The sequence below is a fragment of the Deltaproteobacteria bacterium genome, from assembly GCA_016178705.1.
Lineage (GTDB): Bacteria > Desulfobacterota > Binatia > HRBIN30 > JACQVA1 > JACOST01.
Map to the genome: position 1 here is coordinate 276,302 of JACOST010000009.1, position 18,901 is coordinate 295,202.

At 63.8% G+C, this 18,901-nt stretch carries 19 protein-coding genes and 1 pseudogene; 7 read left to right on the forward strand and 13 right to left on the reverse strand.

All coding sequences use genetic code 11. From position 1 onward, the window contains the following. Nucleotides 1-22: 22 nt before the first annotated feature. Nucleotides 23-244 carry a hypothetical protein gene (locus tag HYR72_05495; protein MBI1814411.1) on the forward strand — a complete coding sequence of 74 codons (222 nt, stop codon included), beginning with the start codon at nt 23-25 and terminating at the stop codon, nt 242-244. Here the strand turns inward: HYR72_05495 and vsr are convergent. From vsr to HYR72_05540, 9 genes and pseudogenes are all read right to left on the reverse strand, one after another. After that, a complete protein-coding gene (gene vsr, locus HYR72_05500) occupies nt 143-556 on the reverse strand; it encodes a DNA mismatch endonuclease Vsr (protein MBI1814412.1) in 414 nt (137 codons plus the stop codon). The two genes, HYR72_05495 and vsr, sit on opposite strands and share 102 nt — an antisense overlap. Further along, on the reverse strand, nt 556-1,596 hold the full coding sequence (locus tag HYR72_05505; GenBank protein ID MBI1814413.1) for a DNA cytosine methyltransferase: 1,041 nt from the start codon (nt 1,594-1,596) through the stop codon (nt 556-558). Before HYR72_05505 ends, vsr begins: the two co-directional genes overlap by 1 nt. A 110-nt stretch (nt 1,597-1,706) precedes the next feature. After that, nucleotides 1,707-2,672 carry a hypothetical protein gene (locus tag HYR72_05510; GenBank protein MBI1814414.1) on the reverse strand — a complete coding sequence of 322 codons (966 nt, stop codon included), beginning with the start codon at nt 2,670-2,672 and terminating at the stop codon, nt 1,707-1,709. A 7-nt stretch (nt 2,673-2,679) separates the two neighbouring features. Continuing rightward, entirely contained in the window at nt 2,680-4,023 is a 1,344-nt protein-coding gene (locus HYR72_05515; GenBank protein ID MBI1814415.1) for an ATP-binding protein, read from the reverse strand. Between the two features lie 212 nt (nt 4,024-4,235). Beyond that, nucleotides 4,236-4,550: a DUF2442 domain-containing protein gene (locus HYR72_05520; protein ID MBI1814416.1), complete on the reverse strand. Its 315-nt coding sequence runs from the start codon at nt 4,548-4,550 to the stop codon at nt 4,236-4,238. Between the two features lie 108 nt (nt 4,551-4,658). Continuing rightward, nucleotides 4,659-5,159, reverse strand: a complete 501-nt coding sequence (locus HYR72_05525; GenBank protein ID MBI1814417.1) for an ORF6N domain-containing protein — start codon at nt 5,157-5,159, stop codon at nt 4,659-4,661. 34 nt (nt 5,160-5,193) lie between these two features. Beyond that, a pseudogene (locus HYR72_05530) lies at nt 5,194-5,588 on the reverse strand (ORF6N domain-containing protein). A gap of 66 nt (nt 5,589-5,654) precedes the next feature. After that, entirely contained in the window at nt 5,655-6,464 is an 810-nt protein-coding gene (locus HYR72_05535; GenBank protein ID MBI1814418.1) for a crotonase/enoyl-CoA hydratase family protein, read from the reverse strand. A 255-nt stretch (nt 6,465-6,719) separates the two neighbouring features. Then, nucleotides 6,720-7,586 (reverse strand): class I SAM-dependent methyltransferase, encoded by an 867-nt coding sequence (locus HYR72_05540; protein MBI1814419.1) that lies wholly within the window; start codon nt 7,584-7,586, stop codon nt 6,720-6,722. Nucleotides 7,587-7,709: 123 nt separating this feature from the next. Between HYR72_05540 and HYR72_05545 the strand changes: the two genes are divergently transcribed. The 5 genes from HYR72_05545 to HYR72_05565 all read left to right on the forward strand — a co-directional run bounded on the left by HYR72_05545 (nt 7,710) and on the right by HYR72_05565 (nt 14,132). Next, nucleotides 7,710-8,825, forward strand: a complete 1,116-nt coding sequence (locus HYR72_05545; GenBank protein MBI1814420.1) for a hypothetical protein — start codon at nt 7,710-7,712, stop codon at nt 8,823-8,825. A gap of 80 nt (nt 8,826-8,905) precedes the next feature. Then, complete coding sequence (locus HYR72_05550; GenBank protein MBI1814421.1) at nt 8,906-10,213, forward strand: AarF/ABC1/UbiB kinase family protein; 1,308 nt, start codon at nt 8,906-8,908, stop codon at nt 10,211-10,213. A gap of 111 nt (nt 10,214-10,324) precedes the next feature. Then, nucleotides 10,325-11,932: a methylcrotonoyl-CoA carboxylase gene (locus HYR72_05555; protein ID MBI1814422.1), complete on the forward strand. Its 1,608-nt coding sequence runs from the start codon at nt 10,325-10,327 to the stop codon at nt 11,930-11,932. A 218-nt stretch (nt 11,933-12,150) separates the two neighbouring features. Further along, complete coding sequence (gene accC, locus HYR72_05560; GenBank protein MBI1814423.1) at nt 12,151-13,641, forward strand: acetyl-CoA carboxylase biotin carboxylase subunit; 1,491 nt, start codon at nt 12,151-12,153, stop codon at nt 13,639-13,641. Beyond that, nucleotides 13,641-14,132: an acetyl-CoA carboxylase biotin carboxyl carrier protein subunit gene (locus HYR72_05565; GenBank protein MBI1814424.1), complete on the forward strand. Its 492-nt coding sequence runs from the start codon at nt 13,641-13,643 to the stop codon at nt 14,130-14,132. The genes accC and HYR72_05565 overlap by 1 nt, the downstream gene beginning before the upstream one ends. Before the next feature lie 469 nt (nt 14,133-14,601). On the opposite strand, the gene HYR72_05570 is transcribed toward HYR72_05565, so the two are convergent. The 3 genes from HYR72_05570 to HYR72_05580 form a co-directional block, all read right to left on the reverse strand. Further along, a complete protein-coding gene (locus HYR72_05570; protein MBI1814425.1) occupies nt 14,602-15,507 on the reverse strand; it encodes a methionyl-tRNA formyltransferase in 906 nt (301 codons plus the stop codon). 73 nt (nt 15,508-15,580) lie between these two features. After that, a complete protein-coding gene (locus tag HYR72_05575) occupies nt 15,581-16,306 on the reverse strand; it encodes an N-formylglutamate amidohydrolase (GenBank protein MBI1814426.1) in 726 nt (241 codons plus the stop codon). Then, the gene (locus tag HYR72_05580; protein ID MBI1814427.1) at nt 16,303-17,040 is read right to left on the reverse strand and encodes a dienelactone hydrolase family protein; all 738 of its coding nucleotides are present in this window, start codon (nt 17,038-17,040) and stop codon (nt 16,303-16,305) included. The genes HYR72_05575 and HYR72_05580 overlap by 4 nt, the downstream gene beginning before the upstream one ends. 114 nt (nt 17,041-17,154) lie before the next feature. Here HYR72_05580 and HYR72_05585 point away from each other — a divergent pair, with 114 nt between their 5' ends. Then, nucleotides 17,155-17,931 carry an IclR family transcriptional regulator gene (locus tag HYR72_05585; protein ID MBI1814428.1) on the forward strand — a complete coding sequence of 259 codons (777 nt, stop codon included), beginning with the start codon at nt 17,155-17,157 and terminating at the stop codon, nt 17,929-17,931. 153 nt (nt 17,932-18,084) lie between these two features. Here HYR72_05585 and HYR72_05590 read toward each other — a convergent pair whose 3' ends face one another. Then, the gene (locus HYR72_05590) at nt 18,085-18,846 is read right to left on the reverse strand and encodes an SDR family NAD(P)-dependent oxidoreductase (GenBank protein MBI1814429.1); all 762 of its coding nucleotides are present in this window, start codon (nt 18,844-18,846) and stop codon (nt 18,085-18,087) included. Nucleotides 18,847-18,901 lie beyond the last annotated feature (55 nt).

Here is an 18,901-nt window from a genome sequence, read left to right on the forward strand (position 1 = left end):
TTCCGGCAACGGAGAGACCATCATGCCCAACGTTGAGATCGCGCAGTTGGCTTCCCTTCGCCCGATCACCGAGATCGCGGCATCGCTCGAAGTGACGCCCGCCGACTTTACATTCCGCTACACGACAGGCGAGAGCGCCACACTAGTCAAGGGAGAGGAACGGACGGAGTCGGCGTACGACACGTCCGGGAGCGCGAAGTTCGCACTGCCAAATGACGAGAACACGAAAGCCTCGGGCACGTAACGCGCCCACCACTGTCCGATCGCGCGCCCGATTCATTCGGAGCTTTCTCCGCCAATAGACCTTGTTGCTCTTCGGGCTCATCGCCTTCGGGCAGCCCAGATGCGCATGCCAGAAGCAGCCGTGAACGAAAATCGCCCACCGTCTGGACCGATTCGCGAGGTCGGGAGAACCCGGAAGCCCCCGATTCGCGAGGCGGAAGCGTGCTCCAAGCGCATGCGTCATCGAACGCACCGCACGCTCCGGTCCGGTATCAGTCGACCTTACCGTCGCCATGCGGCGCGACACCGTCTCGGCGCTCTGGGGGCGAGGCATCACGTCGGGCTCGCGAGAGCCTTCATCACCTCATTGGCGACTGCGTGGGCCAGCGCCGGAGGAACGGAGTTACCGATCTGCATAAACCCGTGCCACTTAGTTTCGTGAAAGACGAACCAGTCGGGGAACGAGTGCAAGCGTGCGGCCTCGCGCAGGCAGATGCAACGAGGGTAGTCCGGGTGGATCGGTCGCGGCGCCATGAACCGCCCATTCTCGAAGCCCGTCCCGGCGCGGAGCGTGGGCGCCAGCCCGGAACGTTTCAATCGAATGAAGCGGCTCACGGGATCGACGGCGCCTGGCTCGACCCGCTTGAATCTCTCGGTGGTCTTCAGCGAGTGCTCAGTACGCGCGAAGCCCGTGATCACTCGTGAACCGTTCTTCGCGGCTCCGCGCGATCCTCGGAGCTGACGCGCATAGGCACTAGGAGTTTCCAAACGTCCCGCATAACCATCGCCATCCACGAGATCAGCTGGCTCGACGCACTTCAGATCGTCGATCGCAGCGCCGACGGTCACGCGCTTCTTGATGGGCTCCGGATACGTCGGCGCGATCTCTCCGCCACGGTAGCCTAAGATGAAGGCTCGCTTGCGTCGCTGCGGAACCCCGAAGTCAGCGGCATTCAAGCTGAGGATCGGGCCCACGATCGAATAGCCGCCCTTTCGGAGGCGGCACTTGAACCTGGCAAGAATGGGCGCGTGCTGCGGCCGAAGCAGACCTGCGACGTTCTCCATGACAAAGTACCGCGGGCTCAGCTCAACGACGAGGCGCGCGAACTCCAGGACCATGAGGTTTCGCGGGTCGCGCGCGTTCCTCTTGCCGCCGATCGAGAACCCCTGGCAAGGAGGCCCGCCGAGGACAACTGCGATTTTCTCGCGCCCGAGGCCGGCCTTCCTTCTGATTGTCGCGCCCGTGAGATCCTTCACATGCTCGCAGATTGTCGTCGCGTTCGGGAAGTTTTTCTCGTGGACGTCAGTGCTGATCTTGCTCAGGTCGACCGCCGCAGCCAGGCGAAACCCAGCACGCTCAAAGCCGAGGGACATCCCGCCTGCGCCGCAGAACAGATCGATCGCGATCGGTCCACTCGATCTGGACCCTACCCTCCTTGAACGCTTCGACCGAGGAAGCGCCTTGGACGCGCGACGCGGCTTTTTCACAGCTCGACCTCAGCAAAGAGGGGATAATAGCGATAGAGGTCCGCGTAGGACTCGATCTGCTCCTGCGCTAACGGGAACGGTAGATTCACGTTCCTGCTCGGTAGGCGGCGATCGAGCTCTGTTCGCTCCTTTTGCGTCAGCGGGGGGATCGCGATCCGAAACAGTGCCTCTCCGCGGAGATACGGCAGATGGCTCGAGAGTTCGCCCTCGTGGACATGCAGGGCATCATGGGGATTTAAGAGCGCGGCACCGATGGTGACCATCGGTGCGCCATCCCGATAGTGAAACGAGAAGAGCGGAGCCCAGGTGGGCTTCTCACTGACCGCGCGTCCGTTTTGAACCAGCAAGTTCTTGAGATGTGTCCACAGCAGCGAGACGAGCGTCGGCATATACTCGCTCTGGTGGGTCAATCCTGGACCTGGTTTCTGGGTTTTCGCGCCAGTCCTCTTCTTTGACGTGAAGGGCACAGCATCTCCGAAGACTCGTCGGAGCGCAGCCTCCCGTGCCTTCGCCTTGTCGCCGTCCTTCCAAGGTGGGCGGGCGTCATACGTGACGATCAGGACGCTGCCTGACGCGAGCTTCGAGGCAAGAAGTGCTATGTCTTGGAGCGATTCGCTCTCCGGCACGTAGTCGTAGTCGAGCCAGACGATGGACGCGTCTTTCCAGCTCAGCGACGGCAGGACTTCGGAGGAATTTCCCTCGACGACCCGCACGCACTTGAACGGTCGGTTGAAGACCGCCCGGCGGTATCCCTCTGTCCGCTCGACGGATGTGAGCGTCTTCACACCGAGCCGACGATGCGCGTAGAGAAAGTCGGAGAACCACATCGAGCCGAAGCCCACATAGCTGAAGCGCCTCTTTGGAAAGACTGACACGTAGCGGGCGAGCGCCTCGAAGATCATCTTGCGCTGAGTCCGCTTGTTGGGCCGAACCGCGTAGTTGAACTTCTCGTACGACTCCATTGAGCACTCACTCGACTTTGTTCGCGTAGAAGTAGTCGAACGTCTTGATTCCGACCTGCGCGGCGGGAAGCGCTGGATCCCCGAGGGCCGCCGCCGCCTTCGCCACTTGGCGCTTTGGCTTCTGATAGAGAATATTGACGGTCCCCTGGGTTGTGCCCGGGACAGCGGGGGTCTTCATCTGCTGTTGTGTAGAAACTTCGGTCGCCCTCACCGGCGGCGCCGAGCGTTCGATCTTCTTGGCGCCCTCAAGGTTGGCCTTGCGAGTCCGTGAGTAGCTGATGTACGCGCGCGCCGCCTCCTGCATTCGTGCGCGCGCGCGCCGGTAGACGATGCTATCTACATCGATGTCGTTCTTCGTCGTCGTCCACGGCAACGCATATGGCTCCTCAGAGCGAAACGACACGATTCCAATGAAGCCATTGTACTGCGGGTGCCATTGAGGAAACCTAGTAAGGCCCCAACCCGTTCGTTCTGTCTTGTCGGCAGAAAGGACAACCCGGTTGTTGCAGAGCACATACCAGCCCCACGCCGAAGCGTCCTCGTCTTCTTCCGAGTCGGGCCGCGCGCCAGCGGCAGTGGTCGCCGCCCCCGCCCATATCTCTCCCTCGACCTCTACCTTGGATGGCTTCGCTGATGGCCTCGGGACAGACTCCTTCCAACGCTGATGGAGCGGCTGGAATCCCCTCCCTTGAAGGAACGTGAACTCGGTCGGCTTGACCTTCGCGCCGTTGATTCGAAGTTCAAGTCCCTGATCGAGAAACACCGCGTATGTGCGCGCAGCTGCCTCAATCAAGCGCGTCACGAATGCGTCCGTGTCGAGTTCTTGTGCCACGCTCGGGTGGAGGTTCTTCACCTCGATGGTCGTGCCGGGGTCGTTCGATGAAGGTTTCGCAGTCGTGAGTTCCAGATTCCAGTCCTGGGGCTTGGCTGCCCAGGCGTCGACGTCGACGTTCATCACAAACCCGTCGTCGATCGTGTTCGATTTGACCTCGAACTCCTTGCCCAGTTTGAAAAGCGCACGCTTCATACCGATGCCGTAGATCCCGATACCCGCCTCCGTATCTGCGTCAGTATGCTCGCTCGGGTCCCGCCCGAAGTTGAATGCGTATTCGCACGCGATGTCGACCGGAATGCCATCGCAGTTGTCGCGAATGCGAAACGACGACCTCGAACACTTGAGCTCGATCTTGTAGCCTCTGTACCTGGAGCTCCCAGAACTCAGCGGATGCGGCTTCGGCGACTTTGCGCGTCTCTGCGCCGGCGACTCGTCGGTCGCGCGCGTTGCCCCGTCGACCGAGTTGTCGATCAAGTCCAAGACGCAGGCTCCGAGTGAGATGTCGCGGGTGATCATGTCGATGAAGAAGCGTTTGTGCGGCGTCGCCTTGACAGGCATGACCTTACCGGCTTCCAAAGACATCGCCATCCTCCCCCCATTTTGGAGCGCTAGTCGTGGAGCGTGTCGCCTGCACCCCGACTGTTACCGCGCATCTGACGTGGATTCGCTCAAGACGTCAAGCTGCCGGCCGACTTGTCTCTCTTGTGCGCGCGCGTCGGGCGGCGGACTCAGTGCCCGACGCCTTGGCCTTCGCCCCACTCGCTCGCGCGCACGGCAAACGCTTCGGCGTAGCGCGGCCAGTCGTGCAAGGTTTCGGGATCGAAGTCGGCGCCACTGGGCCAGACGAGAGTTTTCACCTCGCGGTCAAGGCGCACTTGGTTGAACACGGATAGCTCCCGGAGTGGTCCGTAGATTTCGCCCGCGAGCACTGGCTTGAAGTTGATAGCTTGCTCGGTTCCGTCGTCAAAATGGACACGCAGGGTGTAGGGCGCGGTGATCTCGAACGACGCGACACGGTAGATTTGATGCCCTGTCTCGAACAACACCCTCACTTCAGCATCTCCCAGTCGCCGCGGTTCCTATTGCGGTGATGCCGGAACGCGCTGAGTACCAAATGGCAAGGTCCGAGCGAACCAGTCGTGTCACCGAAATCACGGCGCCTCGCGAAAGCCAATCCGCCGCGGCTTGACCTTCGGCGGCGTCATCAACTGTCGGATCGCATCGAAGACCACTTTGAACTGCGCGTCGTACTTCCGCTCCAACGCCTCCAGCTTGCGGGCGAGGTCTTTGTGCGTCGCCAGCATCTCGCGCAGCTTCACGAAAGCACGAACGATCTCGATGCTTGCGGCCACAGCCACCGGGCTGTTGAGCACCGACGCGAGCATGAGCGCCCCATGCTCCGTGAATGCATACGGGCGCACCGGAGAGAACTTCAAGCTCCGGAGGTAGTCGCAATCTGCGACCACCTCCGCTTTCTCCTCACCTGTGAGCTGAAACATGAAGTCCGCAGGGAAACGAGCGCGATTGCGCTTCACCTGCTCGTTCAGGCGCTTCGTAGGAACCGCATAGACACGCGCCAGATCCATATCCAGCATCACGCGCTGCCCACGAAGCACGAAGATCAGTTCGACAACGTGCTCGACCGTCAGCATGGGCGGTTGGTTCATCGTCGCAACTCGCGGAGCTTCAGCAACGCGCGCATACCGCGACGTTCACCTGCACCGCTCGCTTGCTCCGCAACACGCTGGACAGCATCGCCACGCCCTGCTCCGTGAACGCGTAGGGCAGTACCGCCGCCCGCCACGGCCGGCGTTTGAGGTCGCAGATTGCGACCTCAAATTTGAGGTGCCAATTTGGTACCTCAAACGCTCGGACTCCTCCGGTGTGAGCTGGAACATGAAGTCGGCCGGGAACCTCGCGGTGTTGCGACGCACTGCTCGATTCAATGTCTTGGTTTCGACGCCGTAGAGTTCCGCGAGGTCCGCATCGAGCATCACCTTGTGCCCACGGATCAACAGGATCGCCCGCTCGATGCGCTCGCTCGATACGTCCACATCGATGCTGTCGCCCGGCTTGGTCATATAGTCCACCACGACGGCAGGTCTCGGCGAAGGCCTGTCAGCGGATCGGCCTCGTGAAACCCGCGCTCACTCCGGATCGTTGAACCGCGGTGCGCGCTTCTGCATGTTCGCCTGCACGGCTTCGAGCTGGTTCGGCTGGCCGATCAGGCTGAGCTGCAGCGACTCTTCCAGCTTCAGCCCTTCCGCAACGCTCACGAGGCCGGACTGGTTGAACAGCCGTTTGCCGGCGCGGATCGCGTTCGGCGACTTGCCGGCGATCTCGTGCGCAAGCTTCATCGCATCGTCGAGCGGATTTTTGCTGACGTGCGTCGCCAGGCCGAGGTCGACCGCTTCGGTCCCCGAAATGACTCGGCCGCTGAAGGTCAGCTCCTTGGCGATGTCGAGCCGGACCAGGCGACGCAGCGTCTGCGTGCCGCTCATGTCGGGGATCAAGCCCCACTTGATCTCCATCACCGACAGTTGCGCGTCCGCTGTGACGAAGCGGATGTCGGCGCCGAGGGCGATCTGCAGTCCACCGCCAAAGGCGACGCCGTGAACGGCGGCGATCACCGGCACGGGCAATTCCTGCCACACCCACCCGGCCAGTTGCGCGTGATTGGCGGGACTGTTCGGATCGCGATCGGTGAGGTTCCGTTCCGGACGCTCGCGTTCGCCACCCGCCATCGCCATGAAGCTGCTGAAATCGAGCCCGGCGCAGAACGCGCGCCCTTCACCCGACAACACGACCGCGCGAACAGAACGATCCGTGGCGAGCGCTCTGCCGGTTTCTACCAGCGCCGCGAACATCGCCGTATCGAGCGCGTTCATTTTCTCCGCGCGGTTCATGCGCACGTCGGCGACGCCGTCGTGTTTGGAAACAATCACTCGTTCAGCCATAGAGACCTCCTTCGATCGCGTATCAGTATGCAGCGCTTTACCTTTACTTGCCCTCACCCTAGCCCTCTCCCAGAGGGGGCTTTGCACAAGGGCTCGCCGCGGTGGGTCCGTCATACCGGCGAAAGCCGGTATCCAGGCGGGGCGTGGGGGCGCGACCCTGGATTCCGGCTTTCGCCGGAATGACGAGTGGGAAGGTCGCTCCATTCTTGTGCAAGGCTGCCAGAGGGAGAGGGAACGCGGCGTGCATCGGCGGTTTCACTTCCTCGCCGTGACGATCCATGCGGCCGACGGCATGCGAACGCCCTGCGGCGTCTGATACGCGCGCAACGCCTCCGCGATGGCGGCCGACACGGCCGCGAGATTCACTTCGCCGGCCGCTTGCCGCAGCGCATTGCCGGTTGGACCCATTTGCAGCAGGAAGTCGACGGTGCGGTCGAGGTCGAGTCCGGCGCCGATCGCCAGGACCTCGTTGTGGGGATCGATCGCGACATCGACGAATCCCGCGCCGGTGAGAATGCCGCGCACGCGCTCGGCATCCGCAAACGCAAACGGCCCCGGCGCTCCCGGTTCAGGCGGCGCTGGAAGCTGAATGTACTGCGCCGCCGCCATCAGCGGCACAAACATCCAGGGATTCTCCGGCAGCGCCTGCCAGCACACGAAGGCGACGCGGCCGCCCGGACGCAGCGCCGATTGCAGATTGGCGAACGCCGCGGTCGGGTCGGAGAAGAACATCACCCCGAAGCGCGAAAACACCAGATCGAAGTGCGCTCGCGGTAACGCGTGCGTTTGTGCATCCGCCTCTTCGAACTGCGCGTTGTGGAGGCCAGCCGCCCGCGCGTCTGCACGCGCCCGATCGAGCATCGTCGTTGAGATGTCCACGCCCAACGCTGAACCGGTCGGACCGACCCGGCGCGCGAGTTCGAGGGTCGTATGACCGCAGCCGCACCCGACATCGAGCACGCGCTCGCCGGCTGTTACCCGAGCACGGTCCATCGCCGCGCGACCGAGCGGCTCGATCTGCGCGTTGATGAAGTCGTGCAGCGCGACCCACTTGGGCCCGGCTTGTTCGTTCCAATACTGAATCTGCTGCGCATTCGGTCCGGAAAATTCCAACGTTGCCATCGGCGTCCCTTCAGAGGCACACAGATGACCACAGATGCACGCGGATGAGAAGAGTCTCCGCGGATTGGCTTTCGGCAAAGGCGCCACCCATGTACTATGACCGGGTATCGCAGGAGGCCCGGCATGGAGCGCGTCGCATACTCCGAAGAAGAGCTGCTCAGCAGCATCACGTACGATGAACCCTTGATCGCCGACGGCGTGCGCTGTCACGGCGGCTTCGTCGCCGGCCACTACCAGTCACCACGCACTGCCAACCGCACCCCTGCAATCGCGGCGTGGCAAGCGCAGCTCGCGGCGCGCGGGCTGCCGCTGCTCGACATTCCCAGCGAGTTGGTTCCGCCGCACTTCCCCAACCCCGCGCAAGCCAAGCTGCTACTGCGCGAGGGCGTGCGCGACCCGCTGGCGCGCACGCTCACCACTATCGCGATCATCGAAGGCTTCGGGGCGATGATCCGCGATCAGCCGGTGCCCAACTGGGCGCGAGTGGTGAAGGAAGCCGTCGACGGCACCGCGATCGCGCATCTGCGTACGGGATTGTTCGAAGCCCATGCCCGCGATGAGGCTGGTCATCGCAGCGAGGGCGGTCACAAACAGATGTGGGAGGCGGCGCGCGATCTGGCGCTCGACCATCCCGCAATTCCGTCCGACGTGTTGATGCGGCTGATGACCGGCCGGCGCGGCAGCGGCCGCCAGCGCTTGTTCCCTCAACTCGACGACGCCTTCGAGGAGCTGCTCACCACGATGGCGAACGTGCTGGTGATCGAGGTCTTCGCTGCCGACACCTTCGCCTGGGCCGAGGAGGTGCTCGGCGATCCTGAAGTGTCGGCCCGTCCGACCGAGGCGGCGGCGATGGTCGGCTACATCCGCAGCGACGAATCGCCACACGTCGAGTATTTGCGCACGGCGCTCAGTGAGTTGCGCGCGCACACGCTGCTCGGCGCGCACGGCGAAGAGCTGGCCGGCAGCGAGGTTGTCGATGGCCTGCTCAATCGCACCCTGCGAGTTCTCACGACGCAGCGCCCGCAGTTGCAGCGCGAGGAGGCCCGCGCCGACATTGCCGCCGCCTGCGCCACGCATCGCGATGCCGCCGGCCTGCAACGCCGCTTCGATGCGCTGGAGACGGAATGGACGTCGCCGCGGACGGAGGGAAGTTTGATCAGGCTGGCGATGCCCTCTTCCGCTCTCCCAGAGATGTCCCATTCCTCCGTAGGGGCGACGCATGCGTCGCCCGCGAAGTGACGTGCCCACCCCGGAGAAGACGGAGGGCGATGCATGCATCGCCCCTACACTTCAGAGATCGCACGTAGGCATGACACACCATGACTGACGGACTCACCGCGCCGTTCACCCGCATCGCCCGCGGCGCACGCGTCGCGCACGTCGCTGCGACGGTGTACGCCAGCTACAAGATCCCCGACGCGATGGATTGGCTGCTGGGGCGTCGCAACGGCGCGGCGGATCGCCCGCGCCGCCGTAGCGCGATCCATCGCCGCAACGCGCAGCGCATCTTCGATGCCGCCATCGCCTTGCGCGGCCTGCTCATCAAGATGTGCCAAGTCATCGGTACGCGCTCGGACATCTTTCCGCCCGAGTACGTCACGGTGCTGTCGCAGTGTCATGACCGCCTACCGCCGCGCGAATTTTCAGAAATCCGCGCACAAGTCGAGCGTGAACTCGGCGGGCCGCTCGAACGCTTCTTCACAGAGTTTGAGACGCAGCCGCTTGCGGCCGCATCGCTCGCCCAAGTGCATCGCGCCCGTCGCGCCGACGGGAGGATCGTCGCAGTCAAGGTGCAGTATCCGGATATCGAAGAGATCGTGCGCACCGACATCACCAGCATGACGCGCATCTGCCGCATCTATCAGCTCGTCGATCGCGAACCGCTCGAACTCTTGCCGTTGTTGCAGGAGCTGACTCGCCACCTGGCGCTCGAACTCGACTTCCGGCGCGAGGCTGACAGCGCCGACCGCGTGCGCGCCTTGTTCAAAGACGATCCGCACGTGCTGGTGCCGGCGATGCACCGCGACCTCTCAACCCGCCGCGTGCTGACAATGGAGTTCGTCGACGGCATCAAGGTCACCGACCTCGCTGGTTTACGCGCCGCCGGACTCGATCCGGCGGTGGTGGTGCAAACGCTGATGCGCATCTACGTCCGCATGATCCTCGCGTACGGATTTTTTCAAGCCGACCCGCATCCCGGCAACCTCTTCGTTCGCCCCGACGGGCAGATCGTGTTGCTCGACTTCGGGTTGGCAAAGGATCTGCCGCCCGGGTTCGGGCTCGGCCTGTTCGAGTTGATGTTCTCGATGATGACGATGAACGAGACGGCGATGCTGAAGGCATTCGACGCGCTCGGGTTCGAAACCAAGACCGGCGATCCGCGCTGGCTCGTCGAGGTTGCGCACCGCATGGTCGATCTTTCGGGCCGACGCTTCGAGGGTGAGTTCACCGAAGACATGACTCAAGAGTTGTTCAACGCGGTGCGCGAGAACCCGGTGGTGAAAGTTCCCAGCGACTTTGTCTTGGTCGGCCGCGCGTTCGGATTGCTCAGCGGCATTGCGCACACACTCGGCGCGCGCGCCAATGTGCTCGACGCGATGTCGCCGGGGGCAACGCGGCCCGAATAAGTCCAAAGCCCAAAGTCCCAAGTCCAAAGCCGGAGTGCCTGTCCGGTGACCTTGGACGTTGGACTTTGGACGTTGGACCTTAGACTTCCGGCTCGCTATCTTCCCGCCGCGATGCGCCGTATTGAATCGAAGGTCCGTCCGACCGATCCCGACTTCGTCGAAAACCGGCAGCGCATGGAGGCGCTCGTCGGCGAGCTGCGCGAGCGCGTGCGCGGCGCACAGCAAGGCGGACCGGAAGAGCAGCGGCGGCGGCATAAGGAACGCGGCAAACTGCTGGCGCGCGAGCGCATCGATGCGTTGATCGATCCCGGCACCGCGTTTCTCGAGTTGTCGACGCTGGCCGCGTTCGGCTTGTACGACAACGGCGCGCCCAGCGCCGGCATCGTCACCGGTATCGGCACCATTCAAAGCCGGCCGACGGTCATCGTCGCCAACGACGCCACCGTGAAAGGCGGCACGTACTTCCCGCTGACGGTGAAGAAGCACCTGCGCGCGCAGGAGATCGCGCTGGAGAACAAGCTGGCGTGCGTTTATCTCGTCGATTCCGGCGGAGCCTTTCTGCCGCTGCAAGCGGAGATCTTTCCCGATCGCGAACACTTCGGGCGCATCTTCTACAACCAGGCGCGGCTATCAGCGCTTGGTGTGCCGCAGATCGCCGTCGTGCTCGGCTCGTGTACAGCAGGCGGCGCGTATGTTCCGGCGATGTGTGACGAGAACGTGATCGTGCGCGGCACCGGCACGATTTTCCTCGGCGGTCCGCCGCTGGTAAAGGCGGCGACCGGTGAAGAAGTCACCGCCGAAGAACTCGGCGGCGGCGATGTCCACACGCGCATCTCGGGGGTGTCGGATTATCTGGCCGGCGACGATCGCGACGCCATCGAGATCACGCGGCGTATTTTCGAAAACCTCGGCGGGCCACTGCCGCCCCGCGTCGAGCGTGACGAGCCGGAAGATCCCGCCTACGATCCGTCCGAGTTGTACGGCATCATCCCAAGAGATCCACGCAAGTCTTTCGACGTGCGGGAGATCATCGCGCGCATCGTCGACGGCAGTCGCCTGCACGAGTTCAAGCCGCTCTACGGTTCGACGCTGGTGACCGGCTTCGCGCGCATTCACGGCTATCCGATCGGCATTGTCGCCAACAACGGCGTCCTCTTCTCCGAGTCGTCGCTGAAGGCGACGCACTTCATCGAATTGTGTTGTCAGCGCAAGACGCCGCTGCTGTTCCTGCAAAATATAACCGGCTTCATCGTCGGCAAGAAGTACGAACACGGCGGCATCGCCAAAGACGGCGCGAAGATGGTCCACGCTGTCGCCAACGCCGCCGTGCCGAAATTCACGGTCATCATCGGGGCGTCCAACGGCGCCGGCAATTACGGTATGTGCGGGCGCGCGTACAGCCCGCGGCTGCTGTTCATGTGGCCGAACGGACGGATCTCGGTGATGGGTGGCGAGCAAGCCGCGCAGACGCTGTTGACCGTGAAGCTGCAACAACTCGCGCAACGCGGCGAGGCCATGTCGCTCGAAGAACAGCAGCGCTTCACCGCGCCGACGCTGGCCAAGTACGAAGAAGAAGGCAGCCCGTACTACTCGACCGCGCGCTTGTGGGATGACGGCGTGCTCGATCCGGTCGAGACCCGCGACGCACTAGGACTCGCCCTCGCCGCCGCGCTAACGCAACCGATCCCCGATACCCGCGTCGGCGTGTTCCGGATGTGAGCTGATGGCATGAACCGTTCATCCTGCAGCTATGAGAGTCCTTCCAGCGCAACGTTCTGCCGCGAATGCCCCGCAGCGGTGGGTGCATCCGCCGCGCGCCACCTGAAGGACGCAAGGATCTTACTCGATGAACTCTCCTGACCAAAACGAGTCACGCTTCAACAAGCTCAGGGCAGACTCGAAACGGCCCACGATGAGGAGGCGCTGAACTGATGACCCTGTTCCGCCGAGTGCTGATCGCCAATCGCGGCGAGATCGCCGTCCGTCTCATTCGGGGCTGCCATGAGATGGGCATCGAAGCGGTCGCTATCTATTCGGAGGCGGATGCAAGCGCGCCGCATGTGTTGTGCGCCGACGACGCCGTGTATGTCGGGCCGCCGCCGAGCGCGGAGAGCTATCTCAGCATCGAGCGCATCATCGATGCGGTGAAGCAGACCGGCGCCGAGGCGGTGCATCCCGGTTACGGCTTCCTGGCCGAGAACGCGACGTTCGCGCGCGCGGTTGCCGATGCCGGGTTAACGTTCATCGGGCCGCGCGCCGAGGCGATCGCCGCGATGGGCGACAAGGTTGCGGCGCGCAAGCTGGTGGTGAAAGCCGGGGTGCCCGTCGTGCCGGCCGTCGAAGATGTTGCCGACGCGAGTCAGTTGCCGCGCGTGGCCGCTGACATCGGCTATCCGTTCCTCATCAAGGCCGCAGCCGGCGGCGGCGGCAAAGGCATGCGCATCGTGCGGAGCGAGGCGGAACTCGCACCGGCATTCGCCGCCGCGGCGCGCGAAGCGCAGTCCGCGTTCGGCGATGGACGTCTGTTCGTCGAGCGCTACATCGAGAGACCGCGCCACGTCGAGGTCCAAGTCTTCGGCGATCAGCACGGCAATATCATCCACCTCAGCGAGCGCGAGTGCTCGATCCAGCGCCGCCATCAGAAGATCATCGAAGAGACCCCCTCGCCCGCGCTCACGCCGGCGTTGCGCGAGCAGATGACGGCCGCCGCCGTCGCCGCGGCGCGTAGCGTCAACTACTCGAACGCCGGCACGGTGGAGTTTCTGCTCGATCAGGACGGCCGCTTCTACTTCCTCGAAATGAACACGCGGCTACAAGTCGAGCATCCCGTTACCGAGTGGGTCGCCGGCATCGACTTGGTGCACGCGCAGTTGCGGGTCGCCGCCGGCGAGCGCTTGTGGTTGCAGCAGAGCGACATCCATCCCCGCGGCCACAGCATCGAGTGTCGGATCTACGCCGAAGACGCGGCGCAGAAGTTTCTTCCAAGCCCGGGAACGATTCTGCACTTGCGCGAACCTGGCGGGCCGGGCGTGCGCGTCGATTCGGGCATCCGCGCCGGCTACACGGTGCCGATCTTCTACGATCCGATGCTGGCCAAGGTGTCGGTGTGGGACGAGACGCGCGACGCGGCGCGGCGGCGGATGATCGCGGCGCTGCGCGCATACGTCGTGCTTGGGTGCACGACATCGATTCCGTTTCTCATCGACGTGCTCGATCATCCGGCGTTCGCCAGCGGCGACACCCACACGCACTTCATCGAAGAGCACTTCCCGTCGTGGCACGGGCGCGAGCGGCATCGGGCGATTGCCGCCATCGCCGCAGCGATTGACACGACGCGACCACAGCGCGCGGTCAATACCGGGGGAAGCGCCGCGTCGGCGTCGCCGTGGACGACGTTGGGGCACTGGCGAGTGGGAGCGGACAACTGATGCGCATATCGCTCCGACACAAGCAGCATCACCTCGCCGTCGACGTTCACCCCGAAGGTGGCGCGTATCGTATTGGCATCGGGGACAGCGAGCACGCGGTCGAAGCCCATTACATCGACGAGACCACGATGATGCTTGTCGTCGACGGCGTGCGCCACCACGTTGCCATTGTGCGCAAAGGTAAGGAGCAATTGGTCGCGATCGGCGGCGAGATCTACACATTCGCGCCGGAGAGCAGCAGCACGGCGGGACACATGGCCGTACTCGCGCCACCGGAGATCATCGCGCCGATGCCCGGCAAGGTCTTGCAGGTCTTGGTGAAGGCCGGCGACCAGGTCGCCGCCGGCGACGGTTTGCTCATCCTCGAAGCGATGAAGATGGAGAATCGTCTGGTCGCTGAGGCCGCCGGCACCGTCACCGACGTGCGTGTCACCGAGGGAGCCATGGTCGACGGCGGGCAGGTGCTCGTGGTGATGCGGTACGACGAGTAAGCGCAACTAAGCGGGTGTATAGAATCGCAAACTGACCGTACTGGCCAGCAGCAGCGAGGATGGGCCCGTCGGTCATCATGCTCCATCTCCACGACGCCTCGGTACCGGGCGAGGTCCAGCAGATGCTCATCCTCGCTTGCAGTGAGAACCAGCCCTCACCCTAACCCTCTCCCAGAGGGCGAGGGGACCGGACAGGATGCCGCTCGTATCCGCTCCCTCTCCCTCTGGGAAAGGGTAGGGGTGAGGGCTCCGTGATTGTCGGTGTAGATCTCGGCGAGGTGCTTGTACTTATCGCTCGATACATCCCTGTGGTCGCGGTGAGCGGTGCCAGCCAGCGCGAGCATCGCCGCATACGGACCTTCACGCGGTTTCCGAGCGGCGGGCCTCCTTCTCGGCGTAGCGGTGACGATCGCCTTCACCTCACCCGTGCTCTCCGTCAAGTGCCGCGCGCCTTCCAAACCGGCACGCGCTACCCCAACCGAGTCCCCACTGACAGCCCGTGCTCGGCCGCGAACGCGGCGGCATCCACCTTCTTGTCGCCCAGGCGCACACGCTTGACACGGATGGCGGCACCGCGGCCGCCGATGAGCATGCCATCGCCGGTGATCTGCTCGACCACACCGGCGCGCAAGACGCCGTCGACGCAACGCGCATCGTAGAGTCGCAGCTTCTCGCCGTTGAACATCACATACGCGCCCGGCTGCGGATCGCAGCCGCGAATCAAATTGTAGACTTGCGCGGCAGGACGAGACCAGTCGATGCTGGCGTGCTCATCGCGACAGAGCGGATCGTAGGTCGCGTGCGACTCGTCTTGCGCGAGGCGCGGCGCGTTACCGGCCGCGATCAATTCGACCGACTCCAGCACGGCGTCGATACCGAGTGGAAACAGCTTGTTGAAGTACAGCGTTCCGGCGGTCTCGTCCGGTCCGATGTCGGCCTGTCTCTGCAAGAGGATCGGGCCAGTGTCGATGCCCGGATCGACCCAAAAGACGGTGACACCGCCGTGCGTCTCGCCCCTGATGAGCTGCCAGGGGATCGCGCTGCCGCCGCGATACTTCGGAAGCAGCGACGGATGGAAGCAGATGCTGCCGAGCCGCGGCACGCTGAACACGCTCTCGGGCACGATCTGCGTGACGTAGGCGAGCACCGCAAGGTCACTGCGGAGGTCAACGAACTCTTGGCGCGCTTCGGGACGTTTGAGTGACGCGTGTTGCCGCACGGGAATGCCGAGCGCTAGGGCGCGCGCCTTGACCGGATCGGGTTTGGCCCCGGCATCGGGTGGGCAGTACACCGCCGCCACGTCGTGACCATTGCCACGCAGGCCGTCGAGCACTTTCTCGGCAAACGCCGCCTGGCCGATTAGAATGATGCGCATGGAAGCGTGACTCGTGATTCGTGAATCGTGACGCGTGAATCGTGAGTCGTGAGTCGGGTTGGAACGCTGGTCATCAGATTGATTCGTCCTCCAGGATTGTGCGTAGCGCAACTGCGACCTGTGTCGCAATCGATCGCGCTGCGGCGTCGTCGCGCACCAGGCCGTTGTTCACTTCCAGTTCGAGGTAACGCAGGGCGTGACGTTGGCCGTGGGTGCGGGCGCTGAAGATTAGGCCGTCCAAGCCTGAGTAAGGCTGGTTGTAGCGCACGCGCAGCCCAGTGGCGGCGAGCGCCGCGCCAAATCGCTCGGCATCGTCCGCGTGGTCGTCAAAGAGCACGCCGGCGTCGAATCGGCGGGCGCGCCCATTCAATTCTGGCGTGAAGGTGTGCACGCTGAACAGAAAGGCCCCGGGCCGGCGCGTGAGCACCGCGTCGATCGCCTCATGATATGGTCGATAGAAATCGCGAATGCGCCGCTGACGATCGGCGGCATCCACATCGGCATTGCCGGGGACACGTACGCCATGGCTCTCGGCCACAATCAAGTCATGATCAGAGAGATCGCGATTGCAATCGATCACCAAGCGCGACACGCCGCTGAGCACTGCTGTCGCGTTGAACGTCTGCGCCAGCGCTTCGGTCACGGCACGGGCGCCGATGTCCCAGCCGATGTGGTCGCGGATCTCGTGCTCGTCGAGACCGAGGTCGTCGTACTCGACCGGCATCGCATACGAGGCGTGCTCGCAGGTAAGCACGAGGCGCGCGCCGCTGGCCGGATTGATGATGTCGACCGAGGTCACGCCTGGAGGTGCTTGGCGAAAAATTTGACTAGTCGCTCCCACGCGTCCTTGGCCGCGTCGGCGCGATAGGAGTCGCGCTCGCTGCAGAAAAAGCCGTGCGGCGCGCCCGGGTAGACCACGGTCTCGGCGTTCTTCTTCAGCTCGGCAAGCCGCTGCTTGATCTTCTCGGCTTCGTCGAGCGGAATGAACGGATCGTTTTCACCGAAGAACAACAGCACCGGTGCGCTCAATCCAGCGGCGTATTCGAGCGGTGCCTTCGGGGTCTTCTCGCTCGGCTGCGCGCTGCCAATGCCGCCGCCGTAGAACGGTACCGCGGCTTTGACATCGCTGTTGCGGCACGCGGTGAGGAAGGTAACCCGCCCGCCCATGCAGAAGCCGGTGACGCCGATACGATCGGCGCGCACAAACGATTGCGCTTTGAGGTGATCGATGGCGCCCTTCATGTCGGCAACGATCTTGTCATCGTACAGCCCCATCATCAGGCGGATGGCGTCCTGAAGATTGTCGTAACCGACTACCGCACCTTTTTCGCGATAGTAAAGATCGGGCGCCAGCGTCACGTAGCCTTCGCCAGCGATGCGCGCTGCCACATCCTTAATGTGTTGGTTGAGCCCGAAGGCTTCCTGCACGACCACGACGGCCGGATGTTTGCCGTCACGCCGGGGGCGCGCCAGATATCCGGGCATGGCACCACCCTCACCCTTCACCTCGACCATTCCCGACGTGATTTCCATGCGTTACCTCCGGCGTGCGATGCGATCCCTATAGAAACTGTGACGCCGCATTGCAAGCCGGTTTGACTTACCCCGGTTCAGCGTTTACCTAAAACGTCTTTTCGGAGTGACCACGTGCGGCGTGAAAAGACCAACTACGTCATCCAGTCCGTCTCCCACGCGCTCGACGTCATCGAGCAGTTCGATGGCGAGCGTGACGAGTTGGGTGTCACCGAATTGAGCAAGCGGCTCAAGCTCCACAAGAACAACGTCTTTCGGCTGCTCGCCACGCTCGAAGCGCGCGGCTACATCGAGCAGAACAAAGCCACCGACAACTATCGTCTCGGCATCCGCTGCCTGCAGATCGGCCAGAACTACGTGTCGCAGGTCGGACTGCTCCGGCAGGCGCGGCCGATTCTCGAGCAGCTCGCGCGCGCGTCGCACGAAACCACGTTGGTCGCGGTGCTGCGGCGCGGCGTCGCTGTGCCCCTCGATGCCGTCGAATCGGATCAAGCGGTGCGGTTGGTATCGCGCATCGGCGAAGCGCTCCCGCTCCACTGCACGGCGATCGGCAAGGTCTACCTCGCGTTCTCGTCCGAAGATGAACTCCGCGAGCTGTTGCCGGATGGCGGCATGAAGTTTACCGATCGCACCATCACCGACCGCTCGGCGCTGCTCACCCAGATCAAACACATCGCCGACAAGGGCTACGCCATCGACTTGGGCGAGCATGTTGCCGATGCCGCCTCGGTCGCCGCGCCGGTACGCGACTACACGCGCAACGTCGTCGGGAGCATCGCCATTTCCGCACCGCGCTATCGGTTGTCGGAGGAGCGCGCGCAAAAGGAGGTCGCACCGTTGGTGACGAAGGCGGCGGCGGAGTTGTCGAGCCGCCTTGGTTTCAAACCCTAGAAGGTCGTTAGCCCAACATGCTTCGAGACGCGCCTGTTGGCGCTCCTCAGCATGAGCGGTGTCCCTCTGCTGCTACCACGTTTCCCCGCTCACCCTGAGGAGGCGCGAAGCGCCGTCTCGAAGGGCGCCCCACCTTCCGACGGGATGCTAGTTTTACAATCCGAAGCGTCGCCCGTACCAATCCAAGAGCGACGGCGCGATCCCATGCAACGCGGCGACGAATCGCACGCTGCCGGGAATGAATACGCGCGGACGCCGCCGCGCAACGCCAGCCAACGTCTTCTGCACCACGACATCCGGGGGCAGCCGCCGCCCCTGCCGCAGTATCCGCGGGATATCCGCGCCCTGCAGCAGCGGCGTATCGATCAGCAATGGGAACACCGACGTCAGCAGTACGCCGTCGCGGGCCAGCTCTGGTCGCACCGCGTCGCAGAACCCCGCGACTCCAAACTTCGCCGCCGAGTACGCGCCCAGGCCCGGCCACCCATGCACCGCAGCGGTCGAGGCCAAACACACGGCCGCACCACGCGACCGCTTGAGCGCGGGCAGCGCGGCGCGCAAGACGTTCGCCGTGCCGATCAAATCAATACGAATCACCCGCTCAAAGCTGTCGGGAGACTGATTCGCCCACTCGCCTGGTCCGAGAATCGCCGCGCAGTTGATCACCAGATCGAGTCCGCCAAGCGCGGACACCAACTCCTCGATCGCCGTAGCGAGGGGCGCGGCGGCACTCACATCCGCTACCCGCATCTCGGCACGGCCGCCGTTGGCGCGAATCGAGTCCGCGGTGGCGGCCAGCCCGTCGGCGGATACGTCGACCAGTCCGACCACAGCCCCCTGCTGCGCCAGCGCCTGCGCGAACGCTCGGCCAATGCCGCTCGCCGATCCGGTTACGATCGCGTGTCGCCAAGCCACGAGCGTGCGCATAGTTCCAAGTGGGTTGCGCGTCAAGCGCGTTCGGTTGACCAGA

Excerpts from the sequence above, each read along its gene's own strand:
- HYR72_05495 (MBI1814411.1), top strand. The coding sequence starts at position 23 with ATGCCCAACGTTGAGATCGCGCAGTTGGCTTCCCTTCGCCCGATCACC.
- vsr (MBI1814412.1), bottom strand. The coding sequence starts at position 556 with ATGCCTCGCCCCCAGAGCGCCGAGACGGTGTCGCGCCGCATGGCGACG.
- HYR72_05505 (MBI1814413.1), bottom strand. The coding sequence starts at position 1,596 with ATGTCCCTCGGCTTTGAGCGTGCTGGGTTTCGCCTGGCTGCGGCGGTC.
- HYR72_05510 (MBI1814414.1), bottom strand. The coding sequence starts at position 2,672 with ATGGAGTCGTACGAGAAGTTCAACTACGCGGTTCGGCCCAACAAGCGG.
- HYR72_05515 (MBI1814415.1), bottom strand. The coding sequence starts at position 4,023 with ATGATCACCCGCGACATCTCACTCGGAGCCTGCGTCTTGGACTTGATC.
- HYR72_05525 (MBI1814417.1), bottom strand. The coding sequence starts at position 5,159 with ATGCTGACGGTCGAGCACGTTGTCGAACTGATCTTCGTGCTTCGTGGG.
- HYR72_05535 (MBI1814418.1), bottom strand. The coding sequence starts at position 6,464 with ATGGCTGAACGAGTGATTGTTTCCAAACACGACGGCGTCGCCGACGTG.
- HYR72_05540 (MBI1814419.1), bottom strand. The coding sequence starts at position 7,586 with ATGGCAACGTTGGAATTTTCCGGACCGAATGCGCAGCAGATTCAGTAT.
- HYR72_05545 (MBI1814420.1), top strand. The coding sequence starts at position 7,710 with ATGGAGCGCGTCGCATACTCCGAAGAAGAGCTGCTCAGCAGCATCACG.
- HYR72_05550 (MBI1814421.1), top strand. The coding sequence starts at position 8,906 with ATGACTGACGGACTCACCGCGCCGTTCACCCGCATCGCCCGCGGCGCA.
- HYR72_05555 (MBI1814422.1), top strand. The coding sequence starts at position 10,325 with ATGCGCCGTATTGAATCGAAGGTCCGTCCGACCGATCCCGACTTCGTC.
- HYR72_05565 (MBI1814424.1), top strand. The coding sequence starts at position 13,641 with ATGCGCATATCGCTCCGACACAAGCAGCATCACCTCGCCGTCGACGTT.
- HYR72_05570 (MBI1814425.1), bottom strand. The coding sequence starts at position 15,507 with ATGCGCATCATTCTAATCGGCCAGGCGGCGTTTGCCGAGAAAGTGCTC.
- HYR72_05580 (MBI1814427.1), bottom strand. The coding sequence starts at position 17,040 with ATGGAAATCACGTCGGGAATGGTCGAGGTGAAGGGTGAGGGTGGTGCC.